Below are 16,206 nucleotides of genomic sequence, written 5' to 3'. Positions count from 1 at the left end.
GTTGATGGCGGTGCCGCCGCTGTGGGTGGCCGCGTTCAGGCGCACACCGGTGCTGCCATCCGGCCCAAAGCGGCGGGCAATGTCTGCCGCCAGCTGGGTGCTGCCGCCGCTGCCCACGCCAAAGCTCACGCGGTTCAATGGCTCGTTGGGCGCACGCTTGGGCAGCAGGTTGATGGCGCCGCCCAGGCCGCCCCCGCTGGGGTTGGCGCCGTTCAGGAAGGACGATGCGCCGCGCAGCACTTCCACGCGCTCGAACAGCTCGGTGGCGATGTACTGGCGTGGCAGCAGGCCGTACAGGCCGTTGTAGGCCGTGTCGTCCGAGCCGAGGATGAAGCCGCGGATGAAGTACGACTCCTGGAAGTTGCCGAAGCCGCGCGCCACGCGCACCGTGGGGTCGTTCTGCAGCACGTCACCCACGCTGCGGGCGTGGCGGTCCTGGATCAGCTCGTTGGTGTAGCTGATGGTGGAAAACGGCGTCTCCATCGCATCGCGCGTGCCCAGGATGCCCACGCGGCCGCCGCGTGCCACCTGGCCACCGGGATAGGCGGGTGACAGGCCTTGCGCCGATGCGTCGGCGCTGGCATTCACGGTGACGGTGGAGAGCGTCTTGTCGCTGCCGGTGGCGGCGGTCTGCGCGATGGCGGCCGGCAGGGCGAAGGTGCACAGCAGGGCAGCGGCCAGGGCTGCTGGCGTGTGCGGCAGCACAGGGGGGCGATGGGTAGGGTGCATGGTGGCCAGAAAAAGTAAATGTCAGAAAGGGTTGGCTGGGTCGTCGCTGGGGTTCGGATCGGCAGGGGCTGCGGCCGGTGCGGGCCGCCAGGCGAACCAGGCCATCACGGCCACGGGCACGCCCAGCCCGATCCAGGACCACCAGTCGCCCCAGGTGTCCGAGACCAGGGCGGTGGCCAGGCCGGTGGCCGTGAGCAGCCCGAGCACGATGGGCCAGCCCCACAGGGTGCGAAAGGGCGTGGGTGCATTCCTGCTCATGCGGCGCGCTCCGGGTTGGCGGCCAGGGAGGCCGTGGCACTGGCGGACAGGCCGGCGGGGGCTGCGGGCGCGGTGGCCGCGGCGGGTGCCTTGCGGCGCAGCCACAGGTACAGGCCGCTGCCCAGCACGATGATGGTGGCGATGTCCAGCAGCGCCCAGAGAATCTTCATGGGCATGCCCCCGTAGTCGCCGAAGTGCAGCGGCTGCGAGACCAGCAGCGCCGTGAGGTACCACGGCAGCTGCGGCGCGGCCGTGATCTGGCCGCTGTGGGCATCGACCAAAATGGGCTGCAGCAGGCGCGAGGTCAGCGGCTCGGCACCGCGCACGAAGACGGTGTTGTGGTGCGGGCTGGAGAACGAGGTACCCGGGAAGGCGATGAACGACAGCTTGGTGCCCGGCGCATGCGCGCGGGCCACGTCCACCGCCTGCTGCAGCGGGCCGCGCTGGTCCATGGGGATCACGGGCTTGCCCTTGTAGGGCGCGAGCAGCGTGGACAACTGGTCGTACTGCCAGTACTTGATCATCAGGTCGGCCCAGGTGTTGATCATGCCGGTGGCGCCCACCACCAGCGCCCACACCAGGGTCACGATGCCCAGCAGGTTGTGCAGGTCCAGCCACTTCACGCGCGTGGAGCGGTCGCGCCGCACGTCGCCAAAGCGCAGCTTGCGCATGAAGGGCGCGTACAGCACCACACCGGTGACGATGGCCACCAGCAGCAGCAGGCCCATGCAGCCCAGGAAAAGCTTGCCTGGCAGGCCGGCGAACAGGTCCACGTGCAGGCGGAACATGAGGTTCATGAAGCCCTGGTTGGTGGGAATGTCGGACAGCACCTTGGCCGTGCGCGCATCGACCGCCACGGACTTGAAGTCCTCGGTAGGGTCGGGCGTGTGCGTGAGCGTGACGAACCAGACCTTGTCGTCGTCCTCGGCCTGCGAGACGAACTGCACCATGCGCTCGGGGTGACCGGCCTTGGCGGCGGCGATCACCGTGTCCAGGCTGGCGCGCGGCGTGCTGTCGGGCATGGCCGGCGCCTCGACCTCGGTGCCCAGCAGGTGGCCGATTTCGTGGTGGAAGATCAGCGGCAGGCCGGTAAGGCACAGCAGCAGCATGAAGATGGTGCAGACGAGGCTGGACCACTTGTGGGTCCAGGACCAGCGGCGAAGGGCGGCGGGTGACAGCATGGCGTGGGCTTTGCGGGTCAGCACCCAGGGCGTCCGGCCTGGCTTCCCGGGCGTGTGCGCGGGCCGCGGTCGCCAGGCGACCGGAGCAGGGCACGCAACGGGAGGGGACAGGAGGGCAGCAAGCCGGACACCTTGGAAAGAAGAGGAAAGAGGGCGATGGCAGAAGCCCCTGCGGCGCCGGGGCCGAAGGGGCTTCACGCCAGTGATGTTACGTTGCAATTAAGAATGATTTGCTTTTGCGTTGTTTCCCTGGTGTTGTTTTGGTGTCTCAAACCGGGTTCAGCATGTGGGTTCAGTACCGGGCCTTGAGCGCCAGCGTCACGCGGCGCGGCTCGCCGTAGAAGTTCTGGCGGGAAGTGCCCGAGACCTTCTCGTAGTAGGTCTTGTCGAACAGGTTGTCCACGCTGAGGTTCAGGGCCAGTTGGTCGTTGATCTGGTAGCCCACCTGCGCGCTGGCCAGCACGTAGTCGCCCGAGGTGATGCGCAGCGTGCCGCTCTGGGCAAAGAACTCGCTGCGGTAGGACAGGCCGCCGCCGATGCTGAAGCCACGCAGTGCGGGCGAGGTGAAGGCATAGCGCGTGAAGACGTTCACGCTGTGGCGCGGGGTGACGGGGCTGAACACCTGGCCCAGCTGGGCCGCGGGTGCGCGCAGGTAGAGCGTGTCGTTGTAGGCATAGCCGGCCAGCAGGTCCCAGCCGGGCTGCACCTGGCCGCTGACCTCGGCCTCGAAACCCTGCGAACGCACCTTGCCGCCCGCATAGAAGGCGCCAGCCAATCGGGAGTCGGCGATGGCCCGGTCTTCGTCGATGATGCGGAAGATGGCCGCATGCGCCTGCAGGCGCTTGTCCAGGAACTCGCCCTTCAGGCCCAGTTCCACCTGCTTGCCGGTGCGGGGGGCGAGCAATTGCTTGTTGATGTCGAGCTGGCTCTGCACCACGAAGGTCTCGGAATAGCCCGCGTAGGCCGTGTACTGCGGGTGGAAGTCGTACAGCACCGCCACCGAAGGGATGAACTGGCGGCCCGGGTCGGCCACGCTCGTGGCCGCACCCGTGCTGGTGCTGCGCGTCACCGCATCGGCCCAGCTCAGGCGCCCGCCGGCCAGGACCTTGACAGCGTCGGCCACGCTGACCTGTGCCTGGCCGTACAGCGCGTTCTCGGTGCGCGTGGTGATGGCCGAGTAGCCTGGCAGCACGAGCGCGGGGTAGGGCGCGCCGTAGTTGGGCGTGAGCAGGTTGGCCTGCACAGGCGTGCCGTACGCGAAGTTGTTTTCGTAGCTCTTGTTCTCGCTGCGGCTGGCGCCCACCAGCAGGCGGTGCGTGCGGCCGGCCACGTCCACCGGCAGGCTGGCGAACAGGTCGTAGTTGCGCGTCTTCACATGGGTCAGACCGTCGACCATTTCCATGGTGAAGTTGCCATTGGGGCTGAGCGCGCTGTTGGCGCGGGCGGCACTGTAGAAGGCCGTGCGGTCCACATCGCGGGCCGACAGGCGCACCGTGCCGCCTCCGGCGAGGCGGTGTTCCAGTTCGGCGAAGAGGTCGGTGGTTTCCAGGTCCTGGCGGTTGGAGGCCAGGCCCGAGAAGGAGCTGCGCGGCAGGCTGGCCAGGCGGCCATCGGCATACGTGGGCAGGCCCTGGTCGATGGAGGAGCGCACGCGCTGCTGCGCGCCGCCGATGGACAGCGTGGTGGACGGGGCGATGTCCCATTCCAGCGTGCCATAGCCCAGGCGCTTGTTGTTGAACAGGGTGGCGACATGGCTGTCGCGGTCTTCGGCCACCGCCACAGCGCGGGCGCGCACGGTGCCTGCGGCGTTGAGCGCACTGCCCACGTCCACCTCGCCGCGGCGCAGGCCGAAGGAACCCACGGACGCATCGGCGTTGAGCATCAGCTTGCCCGGTGCGCGCTTGCGCACCAGGTTCACGGTGCCTCCCGGCTCGCTGCCGCCCTGCAGCATGCCGGCAGGGCCGCGCAGCACCTCGATGCGGTCGTACATGGCGGCGTCCAGTGTGCTGTAGTTGCCCTGGGGGATGGGCACACCGTCGAGCTGGATGGAGCCCAGATCGAAGCCGCGCGACTGGAAGGTGTTGTAGTTGCCGGCGCCGTCGAAGCGCGTCACGGTGATGCCGGTGCTGAACTTGACGGCGTCTTCCACCTTGGTCACGTTGCGGTCATCGAGCTGCTGGCGCGTGATGACGCTGATGGACTGCGGGATCTCGCGCGGTGCCTGGTCCATCTTGCCCACGCTGATCTGGCGCGCGGTGTACTGGCCTGTGCCTTCGGTGGTGTCACTGCTGTTGGTCACCTTCACCTCGGGCAGGGCGGCGTCCTGTGCGTGGGCCGCACCCGCTGCCAGGCAGCTGCAGGCGGCCAGCAGGGCCAGGGTGCTCAAGGGGAAACGGGCCGGGGGGAGGATCGAAGAGGGGTGCATGGTGTGAACGAGGGGAGGGAAGGATGGAAATGGGGCGGGGCGCAGACGGGACCGCAACCAAGGCAAGTGCAGGGCAGGCATGCTCACCACCCTGCGGCCCAGGCGGCGAGGCCAGCGCCCAGCGCCACGCCCGCCAACCGGGGCGCGTGGCGTGGCTGCCAGGTCATCACGGCCGTGACGGCCACGGCGGCGACCGACAAGGCGATGGTCCAGGCCGTCACCCCGAGCGAGGCCGGCGTGCCCCCATGGGGCCGCGCGGCCAGCCACAGCGAGAGGGCCAGCAGCAGCCAGCCCGCGCGGCGCCATTGCGCCAGGCGTGGGGCGGCGGCTTCGCGGCCCAGGGCGTCTTCGTGGTGGCGGTCCATGCCCAGGGCGATGGCGGACCAGGCGGCAAAGCAGAGAAAAAAGGCGGACATGGCGATGGCTCCTTCAGGCCTGGGCGGCGGGCCGGGCATCGGGTGCCGGCATCGCCGAGGCAGCGGCGGATCTGCGCGGTGCCTTGCCCGGCAGCGGCCGGCCCGGGCGCAGGCGCCAGGCCAGCCAGCCCAGCAGCACGCCGGTGGCCAGGAACGTGAGGTCCAGGCCTGCCCACAGCCAGTCGCCCGCGGGCAGGCTCACACCGAGGTGGGTGGACGTGGTCAGGGCATTGAGCACCGGCAGCGAGGCCCAGGCCGCGCCGGCCAGGGCCAGTACCAGCGACCAGCCGCGGCGGTTGGGGAACAGCACGCCCCACAGCAAGGCCACGCCCCAGGCGCCGAAGAAGTAGGACAGCTCGGCATCGGGCCGCTCAGGCGCATCGAGCGGGATCAGCCGGTTGGAGGCCATGTACACCGCGCAGGCCAGCGGCAGGCCGGCGAGCGAGGCGATGTTCAGGCTGGCCACCAGGCGCTGGCCAAAGGGCAGGCGCACTTTGTCATCGGCAGCCGCGCCCTTGCGCTGGCCCTGCGCGGAACGCTTGACGGACCACAGCACCATGCCGGTGGCGATCATCATGCTGCCCAGGAGGCCAAAGCCCACCAGGGCCCAGCGCATGCCCGGGCCGGCGAAGCGGCCCAGGTGAAGGCCGTAGAGCACGCCATAGGTCACGGCGGCGGGCGTGGTGGCATCGGTCTGCTCCAGCACCTTGCCGGTGACCCCATCGAAGAGCATGCGCTCGGGCCGGTACTGCAGGCGGTCGCCCTCATGGCGCGTGACTTCGACCACCGGCGTGCCCTGCGCATCGCGCCGGGCCTGGATGCCGCCGATGCGCCCGCCATTCCATTGGGTGCGTGCCGTCTCCAGGATGGGGCCGAGCGCCAGCTTGGGCAGGGGCTCGACCTTGTCGCCGGGGTTGCGGCGCACGCGGCGCTCGGGCTTTTCGCCCTGCAGGTCGGCAAAATAGGTCTGCGAGTCCACGCCCTTGGACCCCTGGTAGGCCGCGGCGATGCCGGCGGGCATGTACAGGGTGTGGAAGATCATCAACCCGCTGAAGGTGATCATCAGGTAGAAGGGCAGCACCAGCACACCGGTGACGTTGTGCGCATCGAGCCAGGCGCGCTGCCCGCCCTTGGCCGGGCGGAAGGTGAAGAAGTCCTTGAAGATGCGCCGGTGCGTGACCACGCCCGTGAGCAGGGCGATGAACATCAGCATGGTGGCCACGCCCACCACCCAGCGGCCCTCGATGGTCCAGCGGCCCTTCTGCGCGGTGCGCAGCTCGAAATGGAAGCGGTAGAAGAACTCGCCGCCCATGGTCTTGCGCGCATCCACGGTCTCGCCGGTCTGCGGGTTCATGAGCAGGGTCTCGAAGCGGCCGTTGCCCGTGTCGCGCCACAGCAGGGTGACGGCGTTCTGGCGCTCGTCGGGCATGCGCATGATCCATTGCGTCACGTCGGGCTGCTTCTGGTTCATGGCCGCGATGGCGCGCTCGGCCACGTCGCGCGTGGGCGGGGGCATGCCGTACAGCTCGGGCCGCATCCACAGGTTGAGCTCGGTCTTGAAGAAGGACAGCGTGCCCGTGAGGAAGATCGCGAACAGCAGCCAGCCCAGGATGAGCCCGGCCCAGGTGTGCAGCCAGGACATGGCCTGGCGAAAGCCTTCGCGCGCCTGTTCGCGCGCGGCGCGGGTGGCAGAGTTGGTGTTGGTGGTCATGGCAGCTTCTCCAGCCAGCGCGGCGCCATGGCGCCGGCACCCAGCAGCAGTGCGGGCAGCAGGGTGCCGCCCCAGGCGCCCCAGGCCGTGCGCGCGTAGAAGGCCCAGCCCGCAGCTCCGGCGTAGACCAGCCAGGCCAGCATGGTGGCGGTGAGCACCGCTTCCACACGCGGCATGGCCAGTGCCAGGGCAAGGGACAGCGCGGCCGTGAAGGCGGCGGCCAGCGCATAGCCGCCGGCGGTGGCCGCCAGGGCGCGCGAGGTGATGGCCAGGCGGTAGCGCCAGGCCGGCTGGGTGGCTTTCATGGGCCGGGACTCCCGAGGCTCAGAACGTTCCGCGCAGCGTGAACGAGGCGGTGCGCGGGTCGGCCCAGTGCACGCCGTTGTAGAAGCCCACGCGGTTGTAGTAGTGCTTGTTGAGCAGGTTGTTGACGTTCACGCTCGCGGTGAGGTGCTCGTTGATGCGGTAGCTGGCCATCAGGCTACCGATGACCACGGCACCCTGGTCGATGCGCGACGTCACGGTGACGGGGGCTCCGGTCGCGGTGAGCGCGCCCGTGGGCCGCTGCGCGGCGTTCCAGAAGTTGCTTTGCCAGTTGATGCCGCCGCCCACGGTCCAGCGCTGGCCGTCGCCGAACCTGTAGGTGGTGAACAGGCGCAGCAGATTGCGCGGGATCACGGTGTTGGTGGCCACGCCCAGGGCCGTGCGCGAACGGGTGTGGCTGTAGCCGGCCGACAGGTTCCACTGGCGCGTGATCTGGCCCGAAGCCTCGAACTCCACGCCATCGACCTTGTTGCCCTTGCCCGTGGCACGGTAGGCCTGCACGCCGCCGGGCAGCGAGTTGGGGGCCACCGAGTCGTCGATCTCGGCCACGTTGTCCTTGGTGCTCTTGAAGATGGCGGCCGAGACGTTCATGCGCTTGTCGAACAGCTCGCCCTTGATGCCGGCCTCGATGCTCTTGCCCACTACGGGGTCGAGGATGGCGTTGCCCTTGTCGCGGTAGTTCTGCGGCTGGAAGATGTCTGTGTAGGCGCCGTAGGCGGTCCACTCGGGCGTGAGCTCGTACAGCACGCCGGCATACGGGGTGTAGATGCCATCGTTGCGGTAGCCCGAGGTGGAGCTGAGCGCACCGGTGGCGGCGTAGTTGTTGGTGCGGGTCTCGTACTCGCCGTAGCGCAGGCCCAGGATCACCTTGAGCGAGTCGGTGATGTGCAGGCGCGTGGCCGCGTAGGCGGCCTTTTGCTCGATCACGCCGATGCTGGTGGGTACGGCCTCGATGGTGGTCGGGAAGATCGGCACGTTGCCGGTCCAGGTGCGCCAGTCGGGGATCTGGCTGTAGCTGGCCGGCATGGCACCCAGGGTCACGCGCAGGCTGTCCGTGGTGCGCCTGTTCTGGCCCCAGCCGAAGACGACATCGTGGCGCCGGCCGAAGGCATCGATTTTGCCTTCCATGTTGAGGTCGACCACGTTCATGGTCTCGTCGGAGGGAAAGCGGCCGTAGGCCACCGTGATGCCGCTGCCGTCGGGCCGCGGGTTGCCGCCGTAGCCGAAGTACAAGTGCCCGTCCTGCACGCGCGCACTGTGCGTGAACGCCGCGCGCAGGCGCCAGTCGGCGTTGAAGCGGTGGTCCAGCGTGGCCGTGGTCTTCTTCTCGACGATGTTCCACGAGGCCCAGGGCGTGGACAGGTTCAGGTCGTAGGGCAGGTTGGCCACGGAGCCATCGGCGTTCCAGTACAGCACGGTGCCCCAGGTGGCGCCGCGCGGGTCGGACTTCTGGCGCTCGTAGCCCAGCGACACGGTGGTGTCGGCGCCCACATCGGCCTCGACGATGCCGTAGAGGGCATCGAGCTTCTGTTCGTAGAAGGGGCGGAACGAGTCGGACTGCTGCTGCGCGGCGACGAAGCGTCCGCGGATCTTGCCGTCGAAGGCCAGCGGCCCGGCAAGGTCGATTTCCCCGCGGCGCAGGCCGTAGCTGCCCAGGCGCACGGCAGCGCTGCCCTGGAACTGCGTGGTCGGGCGCTTGCGCACCTGGTTGATGGTGGCCGAGGGGTCGCCTGCACCCACGGTCAGGCCGGCGGCGCCGCGCAGCACCTCGATGCGGTCGTAGACCACGTTGTCGCCATTGGTCTTGAGCGAGCCGCCAAAGGTGTTCAGCATGCCATCGACCTGGAAGTTGGTGATGTTGTAGCCGCGTGCGCTGTAGCCGATGCGCTCGCTGTCGGTGTAGCTCACGTACACGCCGGTGGTGGCCTGCATGGTCTCGGACAGGGTCTGCAGGCCCTGCTCCTCCATGCGCTCGCGCGTGATGACGGACAGGGACTGCGGTGTTTCGCGTGGCGTGAGGCCGAGCCTGGTGGCGCTGGAGAGGGGTGCGCGGGTGGTATAGGAGCCCGTGCCTTCTGTGGTGGCGTCGTGGCCATCGGTCACCGTGACTTCCTTGAGCACGGCGGGGGCGGGTGCCGGTGCAGTCTGGGCGTGGGCCATGCCCGCACAGGCCAGCAACGCGGCAGCGGCAAGGGGCGTCAGAGAGGAGGGGCGGCGGCGGTGCATGTCGGTCGGTCAATCCTGGTCGTCGTTGTGGGCCGTTGCTGCTGGCGGGGCCGGGGCGGCGGCGCCATGACGGAGACGCGCAGCCAACGGATGGAAAGCCGCGCGCAGGCGCGGCACGGGGTGCACATGGGCACCCCGAAAATCAGGTTGGCTGGCAGGGAAGGCAGACGTGCAGGCCCTGGCATGTGCAGGGGCACGGTCGGAGGGCTGCTGGCTGGAGCCTCCGATCTTACTTTTAATTGAGAACGTTTCTCATTGTTGTTGCTGAAATGTGTGCGTTTGCAACAACAGTACGGGCTGGCCGCGCAGTGGCGGGGCGGCGCCGGAAATGAAAAACGGGCCCGAGGGCCCGTTGGAAAAGTGTGGGGTGGTTCTTGTTGTCGCGCTGCTGGTCAGTCTTCTTCTTGTCGAGCCTGCTCTTCTCGTCTTCGTGGGGCGACTCGTTGAATGGGGTGGTGTCTCAGTCTTCTTCGCTCATCTGCGACTGCAGGTAATTCTGCAGGCCGATCTTGGCGATCAGCTCGATCTGGGTTTCCAGGAAGTCGATGTGCTCTTCGGTGTCGTCCAGGATCTTCTGCAGGATGTCGCGCGAGACATAGTCGCGCACGGTTTCGCAGTGGGCGATGCCGGCTTTGATGGTGGCCTGCGCGCCCTTCTCGGAGCTCAGGTCGCAAGCCAGGATCTCCGGAACGTCCTCGCCGACCTGGAGCTTGGCCAGGTCCTGCAGGTTGGGCAGGCCGTCGAGCATGAAGATGCGGTCCATGAGCACGTCGGCATGCTTCATCTCGCCGATCGACTCCTTGTATTCCTTCTTCGCCAGCTTGTCGAAGCCCCAGTGCTTGAGCATGCGGTAGTGCAGGAAGTACTGGTTGATGGCGGTGAGCTCGTTCTTGAGCTGGGCCTGCAGATGGCCGATGACCTGTGCGTCGCCTTGCATGGGGAGACTCCTTGTTATGTTATGTCGCCGACGATTGTCGTAAGGCAAGGGGCCGCTTGCAAGGCAAGCCCCCGTACTTGCGCATTGGCTGCGTGTGATGCTGAGTTGTGTTCGCGTTTGTTCCCGCCGACGTTGGGGCCATCGTGGTCCGCCGGGATTTTCGCCGTAGCTTCACAGAACCGGTCCACAGTGCTGCATGGGGTAAAGGCCGGCCGGAAACAGCCGCTTTCAACCCGAAACCCGATGCGAGCGCGGAATTTTGTATAGTCACAGGCAATTGATTCAATCAAATCAATTAATTGGATTGATGGCCTTCCAGGGCCTAAACTTCATTCCGTAGTCAGTTCAACCCATCCTTTAAGGAAACAGCAATGTCCCTGATCAACACGCAAGTTCAACCCTTCAAGACCACCGCTTTCGTCAACCGCAACGGCAAGGGCGAGTTCATCGACCTGACCGAAGCCGACCTGAAGGGCAAGTGGTCCGTGCTGATCTTCATGCCTGCAGCGTTCACCTTCAACTGCCCCACCGAAATCGAAGACGCTGCGGACAACTACCCCGAGTTCCAGAAGGCCGGCACCGAGGTCTACATCGTCACGACCGACACGCATTTCTCGCACAAGGTCTGGCACGAAACCTCGCCCGCCGTGGGCAAGGCCAAGTTCCCCCTGGTTGGCGACCCGACGCACCAGCTGACCAACGCCTTCGGCGTACACATCGCTGAAGAAGGCCTGGCACTGCGCGGCACCTTCGTGATCAACCCCGACGGCATCATCAAGACGGCCGAAGTGCATTCCAACGAAATCGCCCGCGACGTCAAGGAAACCGTGCGCAAGCTCAAGGCGGCCCAGTACACCGCCGCCCACCCCGGCGAAGTCTGCCCCGCCAAGTGGAACGACGGCGCCAAGACCCTGGCCCCTTCGCTGGACCTGGTCGGCAAGATCTGATCGGCTGATTGCATCGGCAGAGCGGCCTTGGGGCCGCTCCCCAGCCGGACAGCGTCATGGCGCGCGTGTGCCATGCCGTCCGGCTTTTTTTCGCCCATTTTTTACGCTCCGTTGCGGACCTGGGCTTGCCACAAGCAGCCCCGGCCCCCACTCTATAAGCCAGAACTCGAAAGGACACCACCATGCTCGACGACCAACTCAAGACCCAGCTTGCCGCCTACCTGGAGCGCGTGACGCAGCCGTTCGAACTGGTGGCCTCCCTGGACGACAGCCAGACCTCGCGCGAGATGCTGGAACTGTTGACCACCATCCAGTCGCTGCGCGCCGACAAGATCAGCCTGCGCACCGATGGCAACGACGCCCGCAAGCCCTCGTTCAGCCTGCAGCGCGTGGGCAGCACGAACTCGCTGCGCTTTGCCGGCCTGCCCCTGGGCCATGAATTCACCTCGCTGGTGCTGGCCCTGCTGTGGACCGGCGGCCACCCGCCCAAGGTCGAACCCGAGGTGATCGAGCAGATCGCCGCGCTCGATGGCGATTTCAGCTTCGACGTCTACATGAGCCTCACCTGCCACAACTGCCCGGACGTGGTGCAGGCGCTGTCGCTCATGTCCATCATCAACCCCAAGATCAAGACCACGGTGGTCGAAGGCGGCGCCTTCCAGCAGGAAGTGGCCGACCGCGAGATCATGGCCGTGCCCATGGTGTTCATGAACGGCCAGGTCTTCGCCTCGGGCCGCATGTCGGTCGAAGAGATCGTGGCCAAGCTCGACACCGGCGCTGCCGCCCGTGATGCGGCCAAGCTGTCGGCCAAGGCACCTTACGACGTGCTCATCGTCGGCGGCGGCCCTGCCGGCGCTGCGGCCGCCGTGTATGCGGCCCGCAAGGGCATCCGCACCGGCGTGGCGGCCGAGCGCTTCGGCGGCCAGGTCAACGACACGCTGGCCATCGAGAACTACATCTCGGTGCTGGAGACCGACGGCCCCAAGTTCGCCGCCGCACTCGAAGCCCACACCCGCGCCTACGACGTGGACATCATGAACCTGCAGCGTGCTGACAAGCTGATCCCCGCCAGCGAGCCCGGTGGCCTGGTCGGCGTGCAGCTGGCCAACGGCGCCACCTTGCAATCGAAGACGGTGATCCTGTCCACCGGCGCGCGCTGGCGCAACGTCAACGTGCCCGGCGAAGCCGAGTACAAGAACAAGGGCGTGGCCTACTGCCCGCACTGCGACGGCCCACTGTTCAAGGGCAAGCGCGTGTCGGTCATCGGCGGCGGCAACTCGGGTGTCGAGGCCGCCATCGATCTGGCCGGCCTGGTGGCCCACGTCACGCTGATCGAGTTCGCCGACCAGCTCAAGGCCGATGCGGTGCTGGTCAACAAGCTCAAGAGCCTGCCCAACGTGAGCATCCACACCAATGCGCAGACCACCGAGATCACCGGCGCCGACGGCAAGGTCAACGGCCTCAGGTACAAGGACCGCGCGACGGGCGAGGAGCACCTGGTGGCGCTTGAAGGCGTGTTCGTCCAGATCGGCCTGGTGCCCAATACCGAATGGCTCAAGGGCACGGTGGAGCTGTCCAAGTTCGGCGAGGTCATCGTCGACTCGCATGGCCGCACCAACCTGCCGGGTGTGTTCGCTGCCGGCGACTGCACCACGGTGCCGTTCAAGCAGATCGTGATCGCCGCCGGCGATGGCTCCAAGGCCGCGCTCAGCGCCTTCGACCACCTGATCCGCATGCCGGTGCTGGCCAAGGCCACGGCCGAAGCGGTGCCGGAGGCGGTGGAGGCCTGACGCATCGGCCGTGCCGGAGCACCTCCAGCCGTTGATTGAACGGGAGCCTTCGGGCTCCCGTTTGCTTTTGTCCTGGCCCTCGATGTCGGGTGCCATCCCAGTCCGCACTGCCAATGTGTATTGATAATTATTCTCATATAATTCACGCTTAGCCAGCCACTGCCAGCCCATTTGAGGGGCACCCAGGCGTCCGAAGCCAGCTCTGTTCCAACCCCTGATTCAGAGAGAAGGTTTCCCCGTGGCGCACCCGACCGACAAGTTCCCCCGTTTCGCACTCCGTCCGCTGGCCTTGCTGGCCGCGCTGGCGTGTGCCTCGTTCACGGGCGCCCAGGCACAGACTGCGGGCCAGCCCGCGCAGCTCGTGGCCGCAGGCCCCGCACTCAAGGAGGTGGTGATCAGCGGTTCGCGCAGCGAGCAGAACCCCGACGACCTGCCGATGAGCATCGACGTGATCAACGCGCGTGCGCTCGAAGAGGGCCAGGTGCGCGACATCCGCGATGCCGTGCGCGAGCTGCCCAACGTATCGGTCACGCGCTCGCCGGCGCGCTTCTCGCTGGCCAGCGGTTCCACGGGGCGTGAGCAGAACGCGGGCTTCAACATCCGCGGGCTGGACGGCAACCGCGTGCTGATGATGGTGGACGGCGTGCGCCTGCCGCGCAGCTATGTGTTCAGCGCCAACGCCTTTGGCCGTGACTACCTGGACATGGGCCTGCTGCAGCGCATCGAGGTGGTGCGCGGCGCCACGTCGGCCCTGTACGGCTCGGACGGCATGGCCGGCCTGGTGAATTTCATCACCGTGGACCCCGAGAACTTCCTCAAGGACGGCAAGACGCTGGGCGGCCAGGTGAGCGCCGGCTACGACGGCGACGACCACGGCAAGCGCCTGGGTGCCACGGTGGCCGGCCGCGCCAACGACACGGTGCAGTGGCTGGTTGCCGGCAGCGTGAACCGCTCGCGCGAGCTCGGCAACATGGGCACCAACGATGCGGCCAATGCCGACCGCACCCTGCCCAACCCGCAGAAGGACCGTGGCGGCGCGCTCATGGGCAAGGTGGTGCTCACGCCCGGTGCAGGCCAGCGCCACGCCTTTACGGTGGAGCATGTGGACAAGACCTCCGACTACGAGTTGCTCACGGCGCGCTCCAAGCCGCCGCTGGCCGCCACCTCCGCGCTGTCGTCCAACTCCTCCACCGACGCGCAGCGCACCCGCGCCACCTGGGAGGGTAACTGGCGCCTGAACGCCGGCTTTGCCGACGACCTGAAGGCCACCCTGAGCTACCAGGACGCGCATTCGCGCGAATACGCCTTCGAGGACCGCAACACCGCGGCCGACCGCGTGCGCGACGTGACCTATGACGAGCGCGGCTGGCAGGCCAATCTGCAGGGCAGCAAGGTGCTGCGCGGCAGCGGCAGCCTGGTGCAGAAGATCACCTACGGCCTGGACTACTCGGCCGCCAAGGTCACCAACCTGCAGGACGGCGTGACCCCGCCCGTGGGCGAGACCTTCCCGCTCAAGCGCTTCCCCGACACCAAGGAGACCAGCGCCGCGCTGTATGTGCAGGACGAAATCGTGAGCGGCCCCTTCAGCTTGACGCCCGGCGTGCGCTTCGACAGCTTCCGCATCAAGGCCGACCAGACCGGTTTTGGTGCCCAGGCGGTCTCGCTCTCGGGCAATGCCACCTCGCCCAAGCTCGGCGTGCTGTACCGCGCCAACGATACCTGGAGCGTGTTCGGCAACTACGCCGCGGGCTTTCGTGCGCCCAACGCCGGCCAGGTCAACGCTTTCTTCGAGAACCCGGTCAGCAACTACAAGACGGTGCCCAACGGCAACCTCAAGCCCGAGAAGAGCCAGAACTTCGAGCTCGGCGTGCGCGGCCGCATGGACATGCTGTCCATCGAGGCGGCGGCCTTTACCGGCCGCTACAAGGACTTCATCGAGGACCTGCGCCAAGTGGGCGGCACGGGCGCGCCGGGCCACCCGCTGGTGTTCCGGTCGGTCAACATCGGCCGCGTCAAGCTCAATGGCTTCGAGGTCAAGGGCGATGTGCGCTGGGGCCATGTGGCCGGCGGCCAGCTGAGCACGCCCTTCGCCTACGGCCAGACGCGCGGCCGCGACACGGCCACCGGCAAGCCCGTCAACACCGTTGACCCCTCGCGCCTGACGGCCGGCCTGCGCTACGACACCAGCGCATGGATGGCCCGCCTGGACCTGACGCACGCCGCCGCCAAGAAGGCCGGGGACGTGACCCTGGCCACGGGCAGCACGCAGTTCCTCACGCCCTCGTACACGGTGCTGGACCTGTCGGGCCAGTGGCGCATCCGCAAGGACCTGCGCCTGAACGCCGGCATCTACAACCTGACCGACAGGAAGCACTGGCGCTGGGCCGACGTGCGCGGCCTGGCCGCCAACGCCAGCTTCATCGATGCCTACAGCCAGCCAGGCCGCAATGTGCGCGTCTCGCTGGTCGCGGACTTCTGACCGGCATTTCTTTCGAAACCCATCCATCGCGGCCTTCCTGCCAAGGAGACAGACATGAGCCATGCACCCGATACGCCCGCCTCCAGCGCCCATTGCGACGAGGAGTACAGCCTGCCCTGCGCCGAGGCACTGCTGGCCGGTACCCTGGCGCTGATGACGGGCTATGTGCAGGCCTGCTGCGACAGCCACCGCGATGCCATGGGCCGCAAGATCACCGCCAACCTGCAGATGCTGGCCGACGCCGAAGGCTTCACGCCGCACTTTCGCACCGTGGTCTGGAGCCTGCAGGGCCGCTGGGCCCAGCAGAGCGCCGGGCAGGGGTGCGATGCCGCCAGCGCCGCCCTGTCGGCCGCCGAGCAGCGCCGCGCGCTGTGGATCCCCACCCCCGAAACCGTCCAATGAGCATGACCTCTTCCTCCTTCACCCCCGACCCCAACGGCATGCGGCTTCAGGCGGCCCCTGCCATCCGCGAGCAGTTCGCCGCCATGCGCGCCTCCGGCAGGCGCGCCAAGGATGCCGCCGAAGCCCTGGGCCTGTCCGAAGGTGCAGCCATTGCTGCCCATGCGGGCGAGCATGAATACCCGCTCAAGGCCGTGCCGCTGCAGGGCTCGTGGCTGCAGCTGCTGCAGGCGCTGTAGGCCTGCGGCCCGCTGATGGCGCTCACGCGCCACGAGGGCGTGGTGCACGAGACGACCGGAGTCTACACCAACATATCGGCCACGGGTCCGGTGGGCCTGGAGCTCGGCGAGGACAGCGACCTGCGACTGTTCTTAGCGCAGTTGC

13 protein-coding genes and 1 pseudogene are annotated in these 16,206 nt (G+C 67.6%); 5 read left to right on the top strand and 9 right to left on the bottom strand.

Annotated features, from left to right (window positions below; genetic code table 11):
- The 9 genes from ACK59X_RS19000 to bfr all read right to left on the bottom strand — a co-directional run.
- Positions 1 to 729: TonB-dependent receptor plug domain-containing protein (locus ACK59X_RS19000; protein WP_409959732.1), on the bottom strand; the 729-nt coding region annotated here is incomplete at its 3' end.
- 21 nt (positions 730 to 750) lie between these two features.
- Positions 751 to 987, bottom strand: coding sequence for a hypothetical protein (locus ACK59X_RS18995; RefSeq protein WP_409959731.1), 237 nt, complete (start codon positions 985 to 987; stop codon positions 751 to 753).
- On the bottom strand, positions 984 to 2,168 hold the full coding sequence (locus ACK59X_RS18990) for a PepSY-associated TM helix domain-containing protein (RefSeq protein WP_409959729.1): 1,185 nt from the start codon (positions 2,166 to 2,168) through the stop codon (positions 984 to 986). The genes ACK59X_RS18995 and ACK59X_RS18990 overlap by 4 nt, the downstream gene beginning before the upstream one ends.
- Positions 2,169 to 2,460: 292 nt before the next feature.
- Complete coding sequence (locus ACK59X_RS18985) at positions 2,461 to 4,593, bottom strand: TonB-dependent siderophore receptor (RefSeq protein WP_409959727.1); 2,133 nt, start codon at positions 4,591 to 4,593, stop codon at positions 2,461 to 2,463.
- 83 nt (positions 4,594 to 4,676) lie between these two features.
- Positions 4,677 to 5,009 (bottom strand): DUF3325 domain-containing protein, encoded by a 333-nt coding sequence (locus ACK59X_RS18980; RefSeq protein ID WP_409959725.1) that lies wholly within the window; start codon positions 5,007 to 5,009, stop codon positions 4,677 to 4,679.
- Positions 5,010 to 5,022: 13 nt separating this feature from the next.
- Positions 5,023 to 6,720: a PepSY-associated TM helix domain-containing protein gene (locus ACK59X_RS18975; RefSeq protein ID WP_409959723.1), complete on the bottom strand. Its 1,698-nt coding sequence runs from the start codon at positions 6,718 to 6,720 to the stop codon at positions 5,023 to 5,025.
- On the bottom strand, positions 6,717 to 7,025 hold the full coding sequence (locus ACK59X_RS18970; protein ID WP_409959721.1) for a DUF3649 domain-containing protein: 309 nt from the start codon (positions 7,023 to 7,025) through the stop codon (positions 6,717 to 6,719). Before ACK59X_RS18970 ends, ACK59X_RS18975 begins: the two co-directional genes overlap by 4 nt.
- A 19-nt stretch (positions 7,026 to 7,044) precedes the next feature.
- Entirely contained in the window at positions 7,045 to 9,270 is a 2,226-nt protein-coding gene (locus tag ACK59X_RS18965; RefSeq protein WP_409959719.1) for a TonB-dependent siderophore receptor, read from the bottom strand.
- A 460-nt stretch (positions 9,271 to 9,730) separates the two neighbouring features.
- Complete coding sequence (gene bfr / locus ACK59X_RS18960) at positions 9,731 to 10,207, bottom strand: bacterioferritin (RefSeq protein ID WP_409959717.1); 477 nt, start codon at positions 10,205 to 10,207, stop codon at positions 9,731 to 9,733.
- Positions 10,208 to 10,578: 371 nt separating this feature from the next.
- Here bfr and ahpC point away from each other — a divergent pair, with 371 nt between their 5' ends.
- From ahpC to ACK59X_RS18935, 5 genes and pseudogenes are all read left to right on the top strand, one after another.
- The gene (gene ahpC / locus ACK59X_RS18955; RefSeq protein WP_179681443.1) at positions 10,579 to 11,154 is read left to right on the top strand and encodes an alkyl hydroperoxide reductase subunit C; all 576 of its coding nucleotides are present in this window, start codon (positions 10,579 to 10,581) and stop codon (positions 11,152 to 11,154) included.
- A gap of 182 nt (positions 11,155 to 11,336) precedes the next feature.
- Positions 11,337 to 12,944 carry an alkyl hydroperoxide reductase subunit F gene (ahpF, locus tag ACK59X_RS18950; RefSeq protein ID WP_409959715.1) on the top strand — a complete coding sequence of 536 codons (1,608 nt, stop codon included), beginning with the start codon at positions 11,337 to 11,339 and terminating at the stop codon, positions 12,942 to 12,944.
- A 238-nt stretch (positions 12,945 to 13,182) separates the two neighbouring features.
- Positions 13,183 to 15,423 carry a TonB-dependent hemoglobin/transferrin/lactoferrin family receptor gene (locus ACK59X_RS18945; RefSeq protein WP_409959714.1) on the top strand — a complete coding sequence of 747 codons (2,241 nt, stop codon included), beginning with the start codon at positions 13,183 to 13,185 and terminating at the stop codon, positions 15,421 to 15,423.
- A gap of 54 nt (positions 15,424 to 15,477) precedes the next feature.
- Positions 15,478 to 15,825: a hypothetical protein gene (locus ACK59X_RS18940; protein ID WP_409959712.1), complete on the top strand. Its 348-nt coding sequence runs from the start codon at positions 15,478 to 15,480 to the stop codon at positions 15,823 to 15,825.
- A pseudogene (locus ACK59X_RS18935) lies at positions 15,822 to 16,206 on the top strand (ChuX/HutX family heme-like substrate-binding protein); the annotation flags it as partial. The gene ACK59X_RS18940 and the pseudogene ACK59X_RS18935, both read left to right, overlap by 4 nt.

It is taken from the genome of Acidovorax sp. (assembly GCF_046339755.1).
Lineage (GTDB): Bacteria > Pseudomonadota > Gammaproteobacteria > Burkholderiales > Burkholderiaceae_C > Acidovorax.
The sequence above is the reverse complement of the archived record's forward strand: the minus strand, read 5'-3'. Positions and strand labels throughout refer to the sequence as shown.